Genomic DNA, 16,353 nt, shown 5'->3' with positions numbered 1-16,353 from the left:
CGCTAGAACTTGACCCACCCGGCCGGATCTATCGGCTTGCCCTGGTGGCGCATTTCAAAGTATAAACCCGATTCTTCGTAACCGCCGGTATTTCCAACGGTGGCGATCACCTCGCCTGCTTTCACCACGTCGCCGGCGCGTTTCAGCACAGACTCGTTGTAGCCGTAGCCGCTCCAGTATTGACCGCCGTGGTCGATGATAATGAAATTGCCGTAGCCGCGCAGCGAGGTTGCGTACACCACGCGGCCCGCCGCCACGGCGCGCACTTCGGCCCCGGCGGCGGCCTTCACCACCATGCCTTTCCAGGCCACGCCGTCGGCGTTCTTGCTGCCGAAGCGCTTGTCCACCTTGCCGGCCACCGGCGCCGGCAGCTCGCCCTTCAACCTGGCGAACACGCCGTCCGGCACCACTGGCGCCAGTGCCACCTCGGATGGACGCGGCGACTTCTCGTCGCGCTGCTCGGAAGGCTCCGGCTTGGCGGCGACCTTTGGTTCGTCCTCGACCGGCGGCGGTTTCGGCACCGGCTTGCCGGCCTTTTTCGCTTCCTGCGCCAGGCGTTCGCGCTCGGCCTGCGCCTTGGCGCGGGCCAGCGCACGCGCTTCCGCTTCCGCCTTGGCCTTGGCGGCCCGTTCGGCGGCCAGCTTTTCCTGGCGTGCCTTTTCAGCGGCGGCGATGCGCGCCTGTTCTTCGATCAGCTTGTTCAGTTTATCGACCAGGGCATCCAGGCGCTGGGCGTCCTGTTCCATGCGGCCAGCTTCCTTGCGCTGGGCGACCAGCTTCTTGGACAGGCTGGCCAGGGCAGCGGCGCGACGGCCCTTCTCCTGTTCCAATTTCGCTTTCTGCTGCTTTTCTTCCTCGGCGATTTCGTCCAGTTCCTGCTTGGCGTTTTGCGCCTCGGCCTGGTTTTCTTCGACCTTTTTCAGGTTGGCGCGCAGCGAATCGAGCAGGCGTGCCTGCGACTGCGACACATAAGCCATCAGTTGCAGTTCGCGGTTGATGCGGTTGGGATTGTCGCCCGAGAGCAGCAGCTTGATGCGGTCTTCATTGCCGGCCACGTACTGCTCGCGCAGCAGCTTGGCCAGTTGCTGCTTCTGCGCCGCCACCGTGGCGGACAGGCGCAGCTGCTCGGCGGCCAGTTCGGCCACCTTGCTATTGATCTGGGATTGCTCCGCCGCCAAGTCGCGCAGGGTGCGATTGGCGTCGGAAATGGCTTCCTCCGACTCGGCCAGCGTGTCAGCCGCGTCTTCCTTGGCGCTTTCGGTCTTGCCGATTTCCGCCTTCAGGTTGGCCAGCTTGCGCGCCAGCGCCGCCCGCTCCGTCTCGGCGGCAGCCTTTTGCTTGCTGCGTTCGGTCGGCTTGGGCGCCTTGGCGGCGTCGGCGCCATGCACGGCGCCCAGCGCCAGCAGCAAGGCCAGCGCAACGCCACGCAAATTCCAGACGCGACCCGGGCGAGTCGGATGCAACGCCACGGGGATTACTTGGCCTTGCCCTGGTTGGCCACGGCAGCCTGGGCGGCAGCGATGGCAGCGGGGTCGCCCAGGTAGTAGTGCTTGATCGGCTTCAGGTCGGCATCCAGTTCGTACACCAGGGGCTGGCCATTCGGGATGTTGAGGCCGACGATGGCCTCGTCGCTGATGCCATCGAGCATCTTGATCAGGGCGCGCAGGCTGTTGCCGTGGGCCGAAATCAGGATCTGCTTGCCGGCCTTGATGGCTGGGGCGATTTCATCGTCCCAGGCCGGCATCACGCGCGCCACAGTATCTTTCAGGCACTCGGTCAGCGGGATGGCATCCTTTGGCAAACCGGCATAGCGCGGGTCGTTGAAGGAAGTGCGGTCGTCGCCGGCTTCCAGCGCTGGCGGCGGGATGTCGTAGCTGCGGCGCCATACCAGCACCTGCGCGTCGCCGAACTTGGCGGCGGTTTCGCCCTTGTCCAGGCCTTGCAGGGCGCCGTAATGACGCTCGTTCAGGCGCCAGTCATGCTTGATCGGCACGTACATTTCATCCATCTCGTCCAGGGTCAGCCACAGGGTGCGGATGGCGCGCTTGAGTACGGAGGTATAGCACAGGTCGAAGGAGAAGCCGGCATCTTTGAGGATTTTGCCGGCAGATTTGGCTTCGTTGACGCCTTTTTCGGTCAGGTCCACATCGGTCCAGCCGGTGAAGCGATTTTCCAGGTTCCAGGTGGACTCGCCGTGACGCATGAATACGATTTTGTACATATAGCTATAACAATAGAGTTGGAAATGGGTGAAAATCGCCGCCGAAGCCACGAACAAGCATCTATTTTATAATGCTCGGATTAAGTTCAACCATTGGATTACCGTGAAATTCATCATCGACAATATTTTTCTGATCGCCATCGTCCTCTTGTCCGGCGGCGCCCTGCTGTTCCCGGTCCTGACCCAGCGCGGTAAAAAAGCCTCGCCGGCCGAAGTCACCCTGCTGATCAACCGCGGCAAAGCCGGCATTCTCGATGTGCGCGCCAAGGACAAGGCCGAAAGCCGTATCATCGATTCCAAACACATCCCGCTGGCCGAACTGGGCAACCGCATGGACGAACTGAAGAAGTTCAAGGACAAGACCCTGGTGGTGGTATGCGATAAAGGGATCAGCGCCTTCAGCGCCGCCCGCATGCTGGAAAAGTCCGGTTTCTCCGACGTTGTCGTGATGGAAGGCGGGATTGATGCCTGGAAGTCGCAAAACCTGCCGCTGACAAAGTAAAGGAGTTGCCATGACTGCCAACGTTACCATGTACAGCACCCTGGTGTGCCCGTATTGCGTGCGCGCCGAACGTTTGCTGGAAAGCAAGGGTGTCACCGCCATCAACAAGATCCGCGTCGACCTCGACCCGGCCCAGCGCCAGCTGATGATGGAAAAGACGGGCCGCCGCACGGTGCCGCAGATCTATATCGGCGATACCCACGTTGGCGGTTTTGACGATTTGTACGCTTTGGACCAGGCTGGCGGCCTCGACCCCTTGTTAAAAGGTTAAACGGCCCCAAATACAACGGACAAGCGGGCGAAACGTTGGAAAATAAACTAGTTTTGCTACAATTGCCGTCGCGTTTGACTTTGGCTTACCCCCGTGGCCTGGACAAGCATTAACTATATAACTGATACGAAAGCGTTCCATGTCTGAAGAAAACCTGCAACCTGTATTCCAAATCCAACGCGTCTACCTGAAAGACATGTCGCTGGAACAGCCTAATTCCCCAGCTATCTTCCTGGAACAGGAAGCCCCTTCGATCGAAGTGGCGCTGGACGTTGGCGCTGAGCCGCTGTCTGACGGCATCTTCGAGTCCACCGTGACCGTGACCGTGACTGCCAAGATCAAGGACAAAGTCGCTTTCCTGGTTGAAGGCAAACAGGCCGGTATCTTCGAAGCCCGCAATATTCCAGCTGAACAGCTGGACCCACTGCTGGGCATCGGCTGCCCGAACATCGTGTACCCGTACCTGCGTTCGAACATCGCCGACATGATCACCCGCGCCGGCTTCCCTCCGATCCACCTGGCGGAAATCAACTTTGAAGTGTTCTACCAGCAGCGCCTGGCAGCCATCGCCCAGCAGCAAGCTGCTGAAGCTGGCGCCACCCCGGTCGAAGGCTCTGCCACCGTACAGTAATACTTCTGCGCTATCATGGGGAACCACGGTTCCCCCGCATGCAAAGGCCCCAGTGGGCCTTTGCGCATTTTTAAGGTATTAATCGATGAATTTACGCCGAATTGTCGCCATCGCCGCACCGCTGCTGGCTTGCGCCAGCGCCCAGGCTATCGACTACCGGTCGGTCGGCGCCAATCCTGCCGTGCTGTACGGCGCCCCCTCGACCCGGGCGGCCAAGCAGTACATCGTCCCCTCCGGCGCCCCGCTGGAAGTCGTGCTGACCTATGGCGAGTGGGTCAAGGTGCGCGATATGGCCGGCGACCTGGCCTGGACCGAAGCCAAGGGCTTGAGCATCAAGCAGCGCAACGTGATCGTCCGCGCAGCCAACACCAGGGTACGCGGCGCGGCCGACGATACCTCGCCTGTGGTGTTCATCGCCGACAAGGGCGTGCTGCTGGAACTGGCTGAACCGGCCGCCAACGGCTGGACCAAGGTGAAGCACCGCGACGGCCTGGTCGGCTATGTGCGCAGCAACGATATTTGGGGTAATTGAGCAAGATGCTGCAAGAAGGCAAACGCAAGATCAGCGTGCTGGGCGCCGGCGCCTGGGGCACCGCCGTCGCCATCGCTGTTGCCGCGCGCCACGAAGTGGTGCTGTGGGGCCGCGATGCCGCCGCGATGGCCGAGATGGCCGCCGCCCGCGACAATAGCCATTACCTGAAAGGCTTCCCCTTCCCGCCTGCGCTGCAGGTGAGCTCCGATTTCGATGCCGCCGTGGCCCATGCGGGCCAGGATGGCTTGCTGATTGCCGCCTGCCCGGTTGCCGGCCTGCGCCCCTTGCTGCAAGCACTGAAAGGCAGGCAGATTCCGAACATCGTCTGGCTGTGCAAAGGCTTTGAATACGACACCGGCATGCTGCCGCACCAGATCGTGCGTGAAGTACTGGGCGATAGCGTGCCGGCTGGCGCACTGTCCGGCCCTTCGTTCGCGCAGGAAGTGGCCAAGGGCCTGCCTTGCGCCCTGACCATTGCCTCCAGCGATGCCGCCCTGTGCGAGCTGGTGGTAGGCGCCGTGCACGGCGGCACCATGCGCGTCTACTCGAGCGACGACATTGTCGGCGTGGAAGTGGGCGGCGCCGTGAAGAACGTCCTGGCCATCGCGACCGGCGTGGCCGACGGCATGGGCCTGGGCCTGAACGCCCGCGCCGCGCTGATCACGCGCGGCCTGGCCGAGATTACCCGCCTCGGCACCGCCCTGGGTGGGCAAGTCGAAACCTTCATGGGCTTGACCGGCATGGGCGACCTGATCCTGACCTGCACCGGCGACCTGTCACGCAACCGCCGCGTCGGCCTGGGGCTGGCGCAGGGCAAGTCACTGGAAACCGTGGTCAAGGAGCTGGGCCATGTGGCCGAAGGCGTGCCCTGCGCGAAAGCGGTGCGCGAACTGGCGCGCCGCCTCGGCGTGGAGATGCCGATTACAAACGCCGTCGCCAGCGTGCTGTTCGACGGCTTGCAACCGGCCGACCTGGTGCAAGGCTTGCTGGCGCGCGACCCGCGCTCGGAAAACCAGGTGCCGCCAGTTAAGTAGCATCGTCGCGCTCTCCATCCTATAATCGGCGCATCCCTTCAGTGGAGGCGACGATGATCAGTTCCGCGAACCTGGCCGAAACGCTCGAGATCGACACGACGATGGCGGACAAGTGGCAGCAAGTCCTGGACTTGCTGGCCCGCCTGCTGCACGTGCCGGCCGCCCTGATCATGCGCGTGCAGCCGCCCAGCATCCAGGTATTCCTGTCCAGCCATTCGCCCGGCAATCCCTACGAAGAACATGAACTGGCGCCGCTGAATACCGGCCTGTATTGCGAGACCGTGATGGCGCGGCGAGGCGAACTCCTGGTGCCGGATGCCTTGCAGGACGCCGCCTGGTGCGCCAATCCCGACATCAAGCTCGGCATGGTTTCCTACCTCGGCCTGCCGCTGGTCTGGCCTAACGACCACGTGTTCGGCACCATCTGCGTGCTGGACCGGAAGAGGAATCCCTACGACGATACCCAGCGCGCACTGCTGGAGCAATTCCGCGGCCTGGTCGAACGCGACCTGCGCCAAGTCTATGAACGGCGCGAACAGGCGCTGCGCGATGCCGCGCTGCTGGAACAGATGGTGGCCACTGCCAAGCTGGCCACCATCGGCCGCCTGGTCGGCGGCATCGCACATGAGCTGAACACGCCGCTCGGCAATATCGTGCTGGGCTCGTCCTCGCTGGCCGCGCGGCTGGACGATATTTTGCAGCAGGCCGAAGCCCGCTCCCTGTCGCAATCGAATTTGCGGCGCATGCTCGACGAAGGGCGGCAAGCCTGCGACACGATCGAACGCAATAGCACGCGTGCCGGCAACCTGCTGGCCAGCATCAAGCAGATCGCAGTGGACCAGGAGGGGCAGCCGCGGCGCCGCTTCGACCTCGACGAAACGGTGGCCCACGTCGCCAGCGCCACCGCGCCCTTGCTGCGACGCGAAGCGATCAGCCTGACGGTGGATATTCCTGCCGGCCTGGAAATGGACAGCTACCCAGGCCATATCGAACAGGTCCTGGTTGCCTTGCTGGACAATTCGGCGCGCCATGCCTTTGCCGGCCGCGAGGGACGCTGCGTGCACATTGCCGCTACGCGCCAGGGCAGCGACGTGGAGCTGGTGTATACGGATAATGGCTGCGGCATCGCCGCCGATGCGTTGCCGCGCGTGTTCGAACCGTTCTACACGACGCGGGTCGGCGAGGGGGCGCGCGGGCTGGGCCTGACGATCGTGCTGAACGCCGTGCAAGCGATCCTGAAGGGCAGCGTACGCCTCGACAGCAGGCCGGGCGACGGCGTCCGGTTCACCTTCCGCCTGCCGCTCAATCCTCCAGCACAATAGTCAACAGCAGCAGCGCATCGGTGTTGGCGCGCAGGGCGTGCGGCGCGCCACCTTGCAGGTAGAGCATTTCCCCGCCGCGCAGGATGGCGGTGCGGCCATGCGCATCGAACGCCACCTCGCCTTCCAGGCATTGCAGCGTGATCTGGCCCTTGACCGCATGCTCCGGTACCGCACGGCCGGCCGGCACGGTCATGCGGATCAATTCCAGCTGCTCCGTCTTGGCCAGTGCGATGGAAGAAAACTGCGACAAGCTTTCACCGGCCTCGCGGCCAATCCGGACCACTTGCCCGGATGATGCATGCGGTAGCGCCATATACCCTCCCTGGATTGTCCCAATGATAGCAGTTGGCGCCGCCGCACTTATTTCTGTTCGTCGCCAATGAAGCGGTAGATGCCTGCGCCGACGCCGGCGCCGATGATCGGCGCCACCCAGAACAGCCACAGTTGCGCCACCGCCCAGCCGCCGACATACAGCGCGACGCCGGTGCTGCGCGCCGGGTTGACCGAGGTGTTGGTGACCGGGATCGAGATCAGGTGGATCAGGGTCAGGCACAGGCCGATGGCGATCGGCGCAAAGCCAGCCGGTGCGCGCTTGTCGGTTGCCCCCAGGATGACCACCAGGAAGAAGGCCGTCATCACTACTTCCGTGACCAGGGCCGCCACCAGGCTGTAGCCGCCCGGCGAATGCTCGCCATAGCCGTTGGAGGCGAAGCCGGCGGCCACGTCAAAACCTGCCTTGCCGCTGGCGATCAGGTAGAGCACGCCGCCCGCAGCAATGCCGCCCAGCACCTGCGCCACGATATAGCCCGGCAAATCCTTGGCCGGGAAGCGGCCGCCCAGCCACAGGCCGACCGATACCGCCGGGTTCAAATGACAGCCCGAAATGTGGCCGATGGCAAAGGCCATGGTCAGCACCGTCAGGCCGAAGGCCAGCGACACCCCGTGCAAGCCGATCCCCACCCCGGGAAATGCCGCCGCCAGCACCGCACTGCCGCAACCGCCCAGGACTAGCCAGAACGTACCGAAGAATTCCGCACCCAGTTTTTGCATGTCACGCCTCCGTTGACGATTGGTAATTTTGCAAACAGATTAACTATAAATGGCGGAAATGACAACGGTGCGACATGTTGCACCGCAGAAAAATAGAGCGACCGTTCTAGAAAATTCGCTTGTGTTACGCAAGCGGTTTCAATAGAGTAAATGTTATATATTTACTACCAAAATGGAAGCCAATGAGCAAAGGTTCGTTCGCCGAGATGAACTGCCCCATCGCCCAGACCCTGGAGCAGGTCGGCGAATGGTGGACCTTTGTCATTTTGCGCAACGCCTTCTGCGGCATGAGCCGCTTCCAGGATTTCCAGCGCCACCTCGGCATCAGCACCAATATCCTGGCCCGCCGCCTGGGCAAGCTGGTGGAGAACGGCATCCTGCTGCGCCAGCCCAGCGACGAGGACGCCCGCATCGTCCATTACCGCCTGACGCCCAAGGGCCACTCGCTCTATCCCATCCTGGCCGCGATGACCGTGTGGGGCGAGCAATGGGCGCCGCATCCGGACGGGCCGCGCATGACGCTGGTGGAGCGCGAAACCGGGCTGCCCGTGGCCGGCGTGGGCATCCGCGCCGCCGACGGGCGCGACCTGGCGCCGGCGCAGATCGATACGGTGGCCGGCCCCGGCGCCGATGACAAGACGCACGCTTTGATGCGCATGAGAGAGGAGACAAGCAAACAATGAATACCGATAAAGTCTGGCTCAAGTCCTACCCCGATGGCATTCCGGCCTCCATCGATCCCGACCTGTACCGCTCCCTGCCGCACCTGCTGGAGGAGTCCTTCGGCAAGTTCGCCGCGCGCAAGGCCTACGCCTGCATGGACAGCGTCATGAGCTACCGCGAGTGGGACGAGCACTCGCGCAACCTGGCCGCATGGCTGCAGCAGCGCGGACTGGCCAAGGGCGCCCGCGTCGCAGTGATGATGCCCAATGTGCTGCAATATCCGGTCGCAGTGGCGGCCGTCCTGCGCGCCGGCTGCACCGTGGTGAACGTCAATCCGCTGTACACGGCGCGTGAGCTGGAGCACCAGCTGACCGATTCCGGCGCCGAAGCCATCTTCATCCTCGAAAACTTCGCCACCACGCTGGAAAAGGTGCTGCCGCGCACCAGCGTCAAGCACGTGGTGGTGGCCAGCATGGGCGACATGCTGGGCTTTGCCAAGGGCATGCTGGTCAACTTCGTGGTGCGCACGTTGAAGAAGATGGTGCCGCTCTTTGATCTGCCGGGCGCCGTGCCATTCCGCGCGGCCTTGCGCCAGGGCGCACGCGAAGCCCTGCGCCCGATGCAGCTGGGCCACGACGACATCGCCTTCCTCCAATACACGGGCGGCACCACGGGCCTGTCCAAGGGCGCCACCCTGACCCACCGCAACGTGATCGCCAACATGCTGCAGAACGATGCGTGGGCCGGGCCGGCCCTGCTCAATCAAGCCAAGGGCGAACAGGTGGTGACGGTATGTGCGCTGCCGCTGTACCACGTCCTGGCGCTGAACGCCTGCATGCTGATGGGCGCGCGCTGGGGCGCGATGAACCTGCTGGTGCCCAATCCGCGCGACATGGCGGGCTTCGTCAAGGAACTGGCCAAGTACCGCGTCAATTTCTTCCCCGGGGTGAACACCCTGTTCAACGCCTTGCTGAACCAGCCCGAGCTCGCAAAGGTCGACTTTTCCGGCCTGCGCATCACCCTGGGCGGCGGCATGGCGGTGCAGCAGGTGGTCAGCGAACGCTGGCTGGCCGCGACCGGCAGCCCGATCCTGGAAGGCTACGGCCTGTCGGAGACCTCGCCGACGGCCACGCTGTGCCGTCCCGACCAGAACGGCTTCAGCGGCACCATCGGCCTGCCGGTGCCGTCGACCGAAGTGGCGATCGTCGACGACGACGGCAATCCCCTGCCCTTCGGCCAGGCCGGCGAAATCGCCATCCGCGGCCCGCAGGTGATGGCCGGCTACTGGAAGCGTCCGGACGAAACGGCCAAGGTCATGACGGCGTCCGGCTACTTCAAGTCGGGCGACATCGGCATCATGGATGAACAGGGCTATGTCCGCATTGTGGACCGCAAGAAGGACATGATCCTGGTCTCCGGCTTCAACGTTTACCCCAATGAAGTGGAAGGCGTGGTGGCCGCCCACCCGCTGGTGCTCGAATGCGCCTGCATCGGCGTACCCGACGCCGGTTCGGGCGAAGCCGTCAAGCTGTTCGTGGTGCGCAAACACCAATCGCTCACCAGCGAACAGCTGATGGACTACTGCAAACAGCAGTTGACCGCTTACAAAAAACCGAAATACATCGAGTTCCGCGACGCCCTGCCCAAGACCAATGTGGGCAAGATCCTGCGCCGCGAGCTGCGCGACGAAAAGGTCGCGGCGTAAGTTTTTGCTGCATTCCCTGTACTGCCCCCGAACATCTCAATAACAGGAGTTAAGTATGGAAGCCAGTATTGCCGCAGTAAGCCAACCTAAAACCAACCCTATCGTGCTCGACGAGAAGCGCAGCAAGACCGTGCGCACGCTGATCAACGCCTCGCACCGCAAGCTGCTGTTCCTCGACCAGGTGGTCGACTGGGAAAAAGGCATCGACTTTTCCAAGCCGCCCAAGGTGGCCGAGTCGAGCTGGATCTACGGCACGCCCTACTGGGATATGCTGACCGAGGAACAGCGCAATGAAGTGCTGTGGCTGGAGACCGGCCGCGACGTGTCCTATTTCATCTGGCTGGAACAGACCCTGCCCGAACTGTACGTCGGCTACGTCAACCAGTACCACGGCGTCCTGAGCGACGACGTGCGCGAATACCTGATGGTGTTCTCGCGCGAAGAGATCGTGCACACGCTGATGTTCCGCCGCTACCTGGACAAGGCCAACCTGCGCCTGTGGAGCCATCCGGAAAACATCCCCAACTACTCCCTGTTCGAGCGCCAGCTGGCCGGCAAGCATCCGGTGTACGGCATCTGCTGGAACCTGCTGATCGAATGGTTCGCGGAGCTGAACTCGATCTTCCAGACCCAGACCGACGGCATCGACCCGCTGACGCGCCAGATGTTCAAGGAACACCACCTGGAAGAAGTGCGCCACATCGCCTTCGCCAAGACCATCTGCGAAAACTACTTCGAGGCGGCGCCCAAGGAGGAGCTGGAAGAGATGTGCGAGTTCTTCCAGAAGGGCTACGGCTTCCTGCTGGACGAATACACCTACATGCCGGAAATCGCCCTGCATGCATCCTTCGACTTCCCGATCAAACCCGGCGACACCGACAAGATCCGCGAGGTGCGCAACTCGCCGAACAACCAGCGCCTCAATGCAGCCCGCTTCCGCGACGTGCGCGAGTGGTGCCTGAAGCACAACATCATCAAGCAGTAAGCCCCATCATCCCCAGGCGGCAGCTTGCATGGCGCAGTGCGCGCCAGGGACAGCTGTCGCCGTTTCAAAAAGAATCTGGAGCAAGCATGATCGATATCATTCCCCACGATTCCGGCATCACGGAATTGCGCATCGCCCGACCGCCGGTCAACCTGATCGACGTGGGCGTGCTGAAAACCCTGCGCCATGCCCTGGCCGAAGCCGAGCGCACAGGCCAGCGCGGCATCATCCTGTCCGGTGCGCCGGGCGTGTTTTCCTCCGGCGTGGACGTGGCCGCCCTGGTCGGCGGCGACTACGAAGCCGTGCGCGAATACTGGCAGCAAGTGTTCCTGCTGGCGTCCGAGATGGCGTTGTCGCGCCAACCGATTTTCGCCGCCATTACCGGCCATTGCATGGCCGCCGGCGCCCTGCTGGCCGTGTTCTGCGACTACCGCGTCATGGCGCAAGGCCCCTGGCAGGTTGGCCTGAACGAAGTGCGGGTCGGCGTGGCGCTGCCGGACTGCTTCCAGGTTGCGGTGCGCCGCGTGGTGGGAGCCCTGCAGGCCGAAAGGCTGCTGGTGTTCGGCCGCATGCTGTCGCCGCAGCAGGCGCTGGAAGTGAACCTGGTCGACGAGCTGGCCGAGCCTTCGCAGGTGGTGGCGCGCACGCGCGAGCGCCTGCAGGAACTGCTGTCGGTGCCGCCGCAAGCCCTGGTCAGCACGCGCGCCATCGCCCGCCGCGACCTGCGCGACGTGTTTGCCGACGTCGATGCGCTGCCGGTCGACGACTTCGTCGACGCCTTCCTGCAGCCGGAAACCCAGCAGGCGCTGCGCTACGTCGCCAGCCGCCTGCGCCAACCCGCCGCGGCAGCCGCGCAATGAACCTGTATTTCCGCCTCATGCTGGTCTGGCTGCGGGCCTGCTTCAAGCCCGCGATCCAGATCGGCGACACGATCGAGATGCAGCTCACCGTGCTGCCCAACGACCTGGACCTGAACGGCCATATGAACAATGGCCGCTACATGACCATCATCGACCTGGCTCTGGTCGAATACATGACGCGCGCCGGCTTCATGGGGCCGGCCCTCAAGCGCGGCTGGCGCCCGATGCTGGGCGGCTCGATGATCGCGTTCCGGCGCGGGCTCAAGCCGTTCCGGCGCTATACCCTGCGCTTCTGCGCCCTGTGCTGGGACGAGCGCTGGACCTATATCCGCTTCGAGTTCGTGCTCGACGGGGACGTGATGGCGGTCGGCCACACCAAGGGCGGCATTGTCGGCCCCTACGGCGTGGTGGGCAGCAATGAAATGTGCGCGGTACTGGGCGTGGATCCGGCCTCGCCGGTCTTCCCGCGCTCGGTCACGGCGTGGATCGAGGCCGATCGCCTGATGCGGGCCTGAACGGGAGAACCCATGGAAGCCATACAAAACATCGCCGTCATCGGCGCCGGCCCGGCAGGGCTGACCGCCGCGGACACCCTGCGCCAGCTGGGCTACAAGAAAGTCACGCTGTTCGAACAGGGCACGCGCGTGGGCGGCAAGGTGTACACCGCGCAGACGCCCGCCGGCCCGGTAGAACTGGGCGCCGTCATCGCCTCCGCCGAGTGCGAACTGGTGCTGGGACTGGCGCAGCGCCTGGGCGTTGCGATCGCGCCCTACCCGGTGGAGCAGCGCTTCCTCGACGAGCATGGGGTGCGGCACGATGCCCCGTCCTTCCTTGCCAGCCGCTACAGCGCGGACGAAATCGGGCAAGCCATCGCCAATTATGGCGCGGCGCTGGAACGCTATGCCATGGTTCGCTACGATACCCTGGCCGGCATGCCGCGCGCGCTGCACCAGCCGTTCGACCGCTTCGCCGCCAGCCACGGCTTCACGCCGGTGGCCGAACTGGCGCGCGGCGCCCTGGTGGGGTTCGGCTACGGCTATTACGAAACCGTGCCGGCCCTGTATTTCATGAAACTGATCCCGTGGCTGTTCCGGCCCGACGGCCAGGGCGGCCTGGCGCCGGGCAAGTTCCACGTCTTCCCGCAGGGCTTCCAGGGCTTGTGGGAAGGACTGGCGCGAGAGCTCGACGTCCGCCTCGGCGCGGCCGTGACAGCGCTCGACAGCCCACCAGGCCGTCCGGTGCAGCTCACCATCAATGGCCGCGACCAGCACAGCTTCGATGCAGTGGTGGTGGCGGCGCCGCTGCACACGGCAGCCAGCTTCCTGCCGGCCGGCAGCGAAGCCGCCGCCCTGCTGGCGCAGTTGCGCAGCAACCGCTACCTGGTCAGCGCCTTTGCCGCCAGCAGCCTGCCGGGTGGGGAATTCCTGTTCCTGCACCAGAACGAACACCCCGAACGCATCGGCCACATGAATGCCTGGGCCAACCGCAATCCTGCCCTGCCGATGTACCTGGGCTGGCAGTTGGCCGGGGACGCCGCCAGCACCGGACAGTTGCGCGAGCTGCTGGCGGCCGATATTGCCGCCCAAGGGGGAAGGTTGGCGCGCGTCGTCCTGCAGCAGGAGTGGGATTACTTCCCTCATGTCGACGGCACCGCCCTGGAAGCCGGTTATTTCGAACGCATCGACGCCTTGCAGGGCCAGTGCCGCATATACTACGCGGGCGGCGCCCTGAACTTCGAGACAGTCGAGCACAGCGCACGGCAGGCGCGAGCCCTGATGCGCCGCCATTTCGGCTGACGGTACAAAGGGCATCCCTTACGGTTTGTGCCTATGGAAAAACGGCGGAGGCGGGGCCTATAATGGCTGGGCGAACCGGCACGCCATTGCCGCCCTCGGAGATACGCATGAAACACCTGATCGTTGCCAGCCTGGCCCTCGCCCTGACCGTGCCTGCCTTTGCCAGCACCACCCACGCCAAGGCCACCGCCACCCACCACAAGACCGCCTCGACCTCCACCAAGCATCACCTGGCGAAGAAGAAAACCTCCGCGCACCATAAGACCGCGAAGGCAACCACTCACCACAAGCACGCATGATTTTCGTCTGGGGCAGGAAGGCGGTCTACACCCACGCCGGCTACGTCGCCGACTTCTGCCCCGTATGCCGGGCAGCCCGTGCGTTCTCCGTGCAGCGCATCGGCATGGCCTGGCACGTGTACTACCTCACCATTTCCAAAGGCGAGCTGGCCGGATATCAGCGCACCTGCTGCGATTGCGGCATGGCGCTGCCCATGGAAGTCGGACACTACACCCAGTTGAGCGCGGAACAGCTGCCGCTGGTGCAGCTGGAACAAACCACCAATCCCCATTTGTCGATCCGCCACGCCGATGCACTGGCCGCTGCTGCGCGCCTGCGCGAAGCGCCCTTGCTGCTTGATGAATCGGAGCGCCGGCGCCAGCTCGATGCGGCGTTGCGCCTGCAGGCCGACGCACTCGACGAGTTCGAAGCGACCACGCGCCTCGACCGCGAAGTGTGGTGGACCATCGGCGGCGCATTCGCGTTTTGCGCCCTGGTGCTTGCCGCGCTGCGACAGCAGGCGCCGGAAAACATGGACACCGGTTTCATCATCGCCTTCTTCCTCAGCCTTGGCGCGGTAGCCTGGCAATTGAGCCAGATGGGAGAACGCTTCCTGCAACGCGGCCTCCTGCCGAAGCTGGCCCGTTCGCTGGCGCCCTTGCAGCCGAGCGCGGCGGAACTCGACGAAGCGTTCGAGCGCATGCGCGAACAAGGCCGCAAGCTGGCCAAGCGCGTCGACAGTGCGCGCGTGCAGCAAGCCATCGCCGCCCTGCGCAACTAAGCCAGCGCCAGCGCGTCCAGCAGCACCTCAAGCTGCTGCAGCCGTGCTTCCATTTCTTCGATTTGCGGCGCGCTGCCGCCCATGCCGTGGAAAGACGTGTTGTGCAGCAGCGCATTGCGAAATTCCGCCAGGCCGCGCGCCTCGCGCAACAGCGCCAGCATGGCTTCACTGGACTGCGGCGATTGTTGCTTCAGGCTGGCCTTGATGCGGTCAAGCCGCTTGCCGAATGTGAGCTTGCGCGTGTCGTCGGTACCGATGCAGCGTGCGCACAGGATGAATACGTGCGCTTCCAGCCGGGAGAACTCATGGATAAAGCTCCCCAGCATCAGCTTCCATTGCTGGTCGGGTGGCAGGTCTGGCCTCATGCCGCTCATTGTACGCTGCGATTTCAGTTGCGCTTACTTTCGATTCATCGTAGTTTACCTTTCGTTTTTCAATAAAATTGAAAGGATATGGAGATGAAACGAAGAATTTCGCTGTTAATCCTTGCGTTTTCCGCCGCCGCGGCCCTGGCGGGCCAGCCTGTTGCCAGCGGGGATGCCGTAGTCGCCCTGGCCGGCAACGGCTTCGTCACCAGCGCCGATGCCGGTTCGACGGAAGTCATCAACAACAACGGCCTGGCCAACTGGACCAGCGCCAATACCGTCACCAGCATCTGGTTCCGCATGGCCGCCGCGGGCAACGCCACCTTGTCGCTGGACGCCGGCCTGACCGGCAGCAAGACCAGCAACATCCGCGTGACCGCCAATGGCACGCCGTTCGACATCACCCTCACCAAGGGCAGGACCAAGACCTACACCGTCGGTACCATCAACGTGCCCGCAGCCGGTTACGTGCGGGTCGACCTGCAAGGCATTAGCAAATCCGGCTCCTACTTCGGTGACGTTGCGGCACTGCGCGTCAACACCAGCACGCCGCTGAACTATGCGAACGACGCAGCCAATTACTACTGGTCGCGCCGCGGGCCATCCGTCCACCTCGGCTACACGGTGCCGGCCAACACCGAGTATTTCTACAATGAGGTGACGGTGCCGGCAGGCGAAGACAAGATCGGCTCCTATTTCATGGCCAACGGATTCAATGGCGGCTACTTCGGCATCCAGGTCAACTCGCCGACCGAACGCCGCGTGCTGTTCTCGATCTGGGATGCCGATAACGGCGCCAAGACCACGCTGGTACGCAAGGGCCCGAACGTGGTCGACAACTCGTTTGGCGGAGAAGGCACCGGCGGCCAGTCCTACCTGCTGTACAACTGGATGGCCGGACAGACCTACCGCTTCATCACACGCGTCGTGCCGGACGGCGCGGGCGGTACCAATTTCTCCGCCTGGTTCTACGCACCCGAAACCAACGCCTGGCGCTTCATCGCCACCTGGAAGCGCCCGGCCACCACGACCTACCACGCCGGCGTGTATTCCTTCCTGGAGAACTTCATTGACACCAGGGGCTACCTTGGCCGCAGCGTACAGTTCAACAACCAGTGGGCGCGCAGTACCGGCGGTAGCTGGACCGAACTGGTGACGGCACGCTTCACTGGCGACGCCACCGCAGCCAACGCCCAGCGCATGGATTACGCAGGTGGCTTGCATAACGGAAGCTTCTACTTGCGTAATGGCGGCTTCTTCAGCCCCAATGTGCCAATCAACCAAAGCTTCACCCGCCCGGCTACCGGACAAGTACCAACGGTGGACGTCGGCACCCTGCCGTAGACATTTTTGTAT

Annotated in this window: 20 protein-coding genes; 15 read left to right on the top strand and 5 right to left on the bottom strand. The window is 63.7% G+C overall.

Annotation, left to right across the window (positions count from 1 at the left end; translation table 11 throughout):
• Positions 1-2: 2 nt before the first annotated feature.
• Both ACN9MW_RS03175 and gpmA read right to left on the bottom strand, forming a co-directional pair.
• Complete coding sequence (locus ACN9MW_RS03175) at positions 3-1,463, bottom strand: murein hydrolase activator EnvC family protein (RefSeq protein ID WP_426172106.1); 1,461 nt, start codon at positions 1,461-1,463, stop codon at positions 3-5.
• Between the two features lie 11 nt (positions 1,464-1,474).
• Entirely contained in the window at positions 1,475-2,221 is a 747-nt protein-coding gene (gene gpmA, locus ACN9MW_RS03170; RefSeq protein WP_426167503.1) for a 2,3-diphosphoglycerate-dependent phosphoglycerate mutase, read from the bottom strand.
• 103 nt (positions 2,222-2,324) lie between these two features.
• Between gpmA and ACN9MW_RS03165 the strand changes: the two genes are divergently transcribed.
• The 6 genes from ACN9MW_RS03165 (at position 2,325) to ACN9MW_RS03140 (ending at position 6,513) form a co-directional block, all read left to right on the top strand.
• Positions 2,325-2,723 (top strand): rhodanese-like domain-containing protein, encoded by a 399-nt coding sequence (locus ACN9MW_RS03165; protein ID WP_426167501.1) that lies wholly within the window; start codon positions 2,325-2,327, stop codon positions 2,721-2,723.
• Between the two features lie 10 nt (positions 2,724-2,733).
• On the top strand, positions 2,734-2,994 hold the full coding sequence (gene grxC / locus ACN9MW_RS03160) for a glutaredoxin 3 (protein WP_057265991.1): 261 nt from the start codon (positions 2,734-2,736) through the stop codon (positions 2,992-2,994).
• A gap of 139 nt (positions 2,995-3,133) precedes the next feature.
• Positions 3,134-3,625: a protein-export chaperone SecB gene (gene secB / locus ACN9MW_RS03155; protein WP_426167498.1), complete on the top strand. Its 492-nt coding sequence runs from the start codon at positions 3,134-3,136 to the stop codon at positions 3,623-3,625.
• 85 nt (positions 3,626-3,710) lie between these two features.
• Positions 3,711-4,157 carry an SH3 domain-containing protein gene (locus ACN9MW_RS03150; protein ID WP_426167496.1) on the top strand — a complete coding sequence of 149 codons (447 nt, stop codon included), beginning with the start codon at positions 3,711-3,713 and terminating at the stop codon, positions 4,155-4,157.
• A gap of 5 nt (positions 4,158-4,162) precedes the next feature.
• Positions 4,163-5,191: an NAD(P)H-dependent glycerol-3-phosphate dehydrogenase gene (locus ACN9MW_RS03145; RefSeq protein ID WP_426172105.1), complete on the top strand. Its 1,029-nt coding sequence runs from the start codon at positions 4,163-4,165 to the stop codon at positions 5,189-5,191.
• Positions 5,192-5,244: 53 nt separating this feature from the next.
• Positions 5,245-6,513 (top strand): ATP-binding protein, encoded by a 1,269-nt coding sequence (locus tag ACN9MW_RS03140; RefSeq protein WP_426167494.1) that lies wholly within the window; start codon positions 5,245-5,247, stop codon positions 6,511-6,513.
• Here the strand turns inward: ACN9MW_RS03140 and ACN9MW_RS03135 are convergent.
• Positions 6,494-6,826, bottom strand: coding sequence for a cupin domain-containing protein (locus tag ACN9MW_RS03135; RefSeq protein WP_426167492.1), 333 nt, complete (start codon positions 6,824-6,826; stop codon positions 6,494-6,496). The genes ACN9MW_RS03140 and ACN9MW_RS03135 overlap by 20 nt on opposite strands.
• A gap of 47 nt (positions 6,827-6,873) precedes the next feature.
• Positions 6,874-7,563, bottom strand: coding sequence for an aquaporin Z (aqpZ, locus tag ACN9MW_RS03130; RefSeq protein ID WP_426167490.1), 690 nt, complete (start codon positions 7,561-7,563; stop codon positions 6,874-6,876).
• 182 nt (positions 7,564-7,745) lie between these two features.
• Here aqpZ and ACN9MW_RS03125 point away from each other — a divergent pair, with 182 nt between their 5' ends.
• The 8 genes from ACN9MW_RS03125 to ACN9MW_RS03090 all read left to right on the top strand — a co-directional run bounded on the left by ACN9MW_RS03125 (position 7,746) and on the right by ACN9MW_RS03090 (position 14,632).
• Complete coding sequence (locus ACN9MW_RS03125; protein WP_426167488.1) at positions 7,746-8,246, top strand: winged helix-turn-helix transcriptional regulator; 501 nt, start codon at positions 7,746-7,748, stop codon at positions 8,244-8,246.
• Positions 8,243-9,931: a long-chain-fatty-acid--CoA ligase gene (locus ACN9MW_RS03120; RefSeq protein WP_426167486.1), complete on the top strand. Its 1,689-nt coding sequence runs from the start codon at positions 8,243-8,245 to the stop codon at positions 9,929-9,931. The genes ACN9MW_RS03125 and ACN9MW_RS03120 overlap by 4 nt, the downstream gene beginning before the upstream one ends.
• A 55-nt stretch (positions 9,932-9,986) precedes the next feature.
• Positions 9,987-10,916 carry a diiron oxygenase gene (locus ACN9MW_RS03115; protein WP_426167484.1) on the top strand — a complete coding sequence of 310 codons (930 nt, stop codon included), beginning with the start codon at positions 9,987-9,989 and terminating at the stop codon, positions 10,914-10,916.
• A gap of 86 nt (positions 10,917-11,002) precedes the next feature.
• Positions 11,003-11,776, top strand: a complete 774-nt coding sequence (locus tag ACN9MW_RS03110) for an enoyl-CoA hydratase/isomerase family protein (protein WP_426167482.1) — start codon at positions 11,003-11,005, stop codon at positions 11,774-11,776.
• On the top strand, positions 11,773-12,291 hold the full coding sequence (locus ACN9MW_RS03105; RefSeq protein ID WP_426167480.1) for a thioesterase family protein: 519 nt from the start codon (positions 11,773-11,775) through the stop codon (positions 12,289-12,291). The genes ACN9MW_RS03110 and ACN9MW_RS03105 overlap by 4 nt, the downstream gene beginning before the upstream one ends.
• Positions 12,292-12,303: 12 nt before the next feature.
• A complete protein-coding gene (locus ACN9MW_RS03100; RefSeq protein ID WP_426167478.1) occupies positions 12,304-13,572 on the top strand; it encodes an FAD-dependent oxidoreductase in 1,269 nt (422 codons plus the stop codon).
• Positions 13,573-13,679: 107 nt separating this feature from the next.
• A complete protein-coding gene (locus ACN9MW_RS03095; RefSeq protein WP_426167476.1) occupies positions 13,680-13,871 on the top strand; it encodes a hypothetical protein in 192 nt (63 codons plus the stop codon).
• Positions 13,868-14,632: a hypothetical protein gene (locus tag ACN9MW_RS03090; protein ID WP_426167474.1), complete on the top strand. Its 765-nt coding sequence runs from the start codon at positions 13,868-13,870 to the stop codon at positions 14,630-14,632. The genes ACN9MW_RS03095 and ACN9MW_RS03090 overlap by 4 nt, the downstream gene beginning before the upstream one ends.
• Here the strand turns inward: ACN9MW_RS03090 and ACN9MW_RS03085 are convergent.
• Positions 14,629-14,997 carry a hypothetical protein gene (locus ACN9MW_RS03085; RefSeq protein ID WP_426167472.1) on the bottom strand — a complete coding sequence of 123 codons (369 nt, stop codon included), beginning with the start codon at positions 14,995-14,997 and terminating at the stop codon, positions 14,629-14,631. The genes ACN9MW_RS03090 and ACN9MW_RS03085 overlap by 4 nt on opposite strands.
• 93 nt (positions 14,998-15,090) lie before the next feature.
• Here ACN9MW_RS03085 and ACN9MW_RS03080 point away from each other — a divergent pair, with 93 nt between their 5' ends.
• Positions 15,091-16,341: a DUF3472 domain-containing protein gene (locus tag ACN9MW_RS03080; RefSeq protein WP_426167470.1), complete on the top strand. Its 1,251-nt coding sequence runs from the start codon at positions 15,091-15,093 to the stop codon at positions 16,339-16,341.
• The last annotated feature ends 12 nt before the right edge of the window (positions 16,342-16,353 follow it).

Source organism: Pseudoduganella sp. R-34 (assembly GCF_049904655.1).
Lineage (GTDB): Bacteria > Pseudomonadota > Gammaproteobacteria > Burkholderiales > Burkholderiaceae_D > Rugamonas.
Note: the sequence above shows the minus strand (reverse complement) of the source record. Positions and strands in the feature narration are given on the sequence as shown.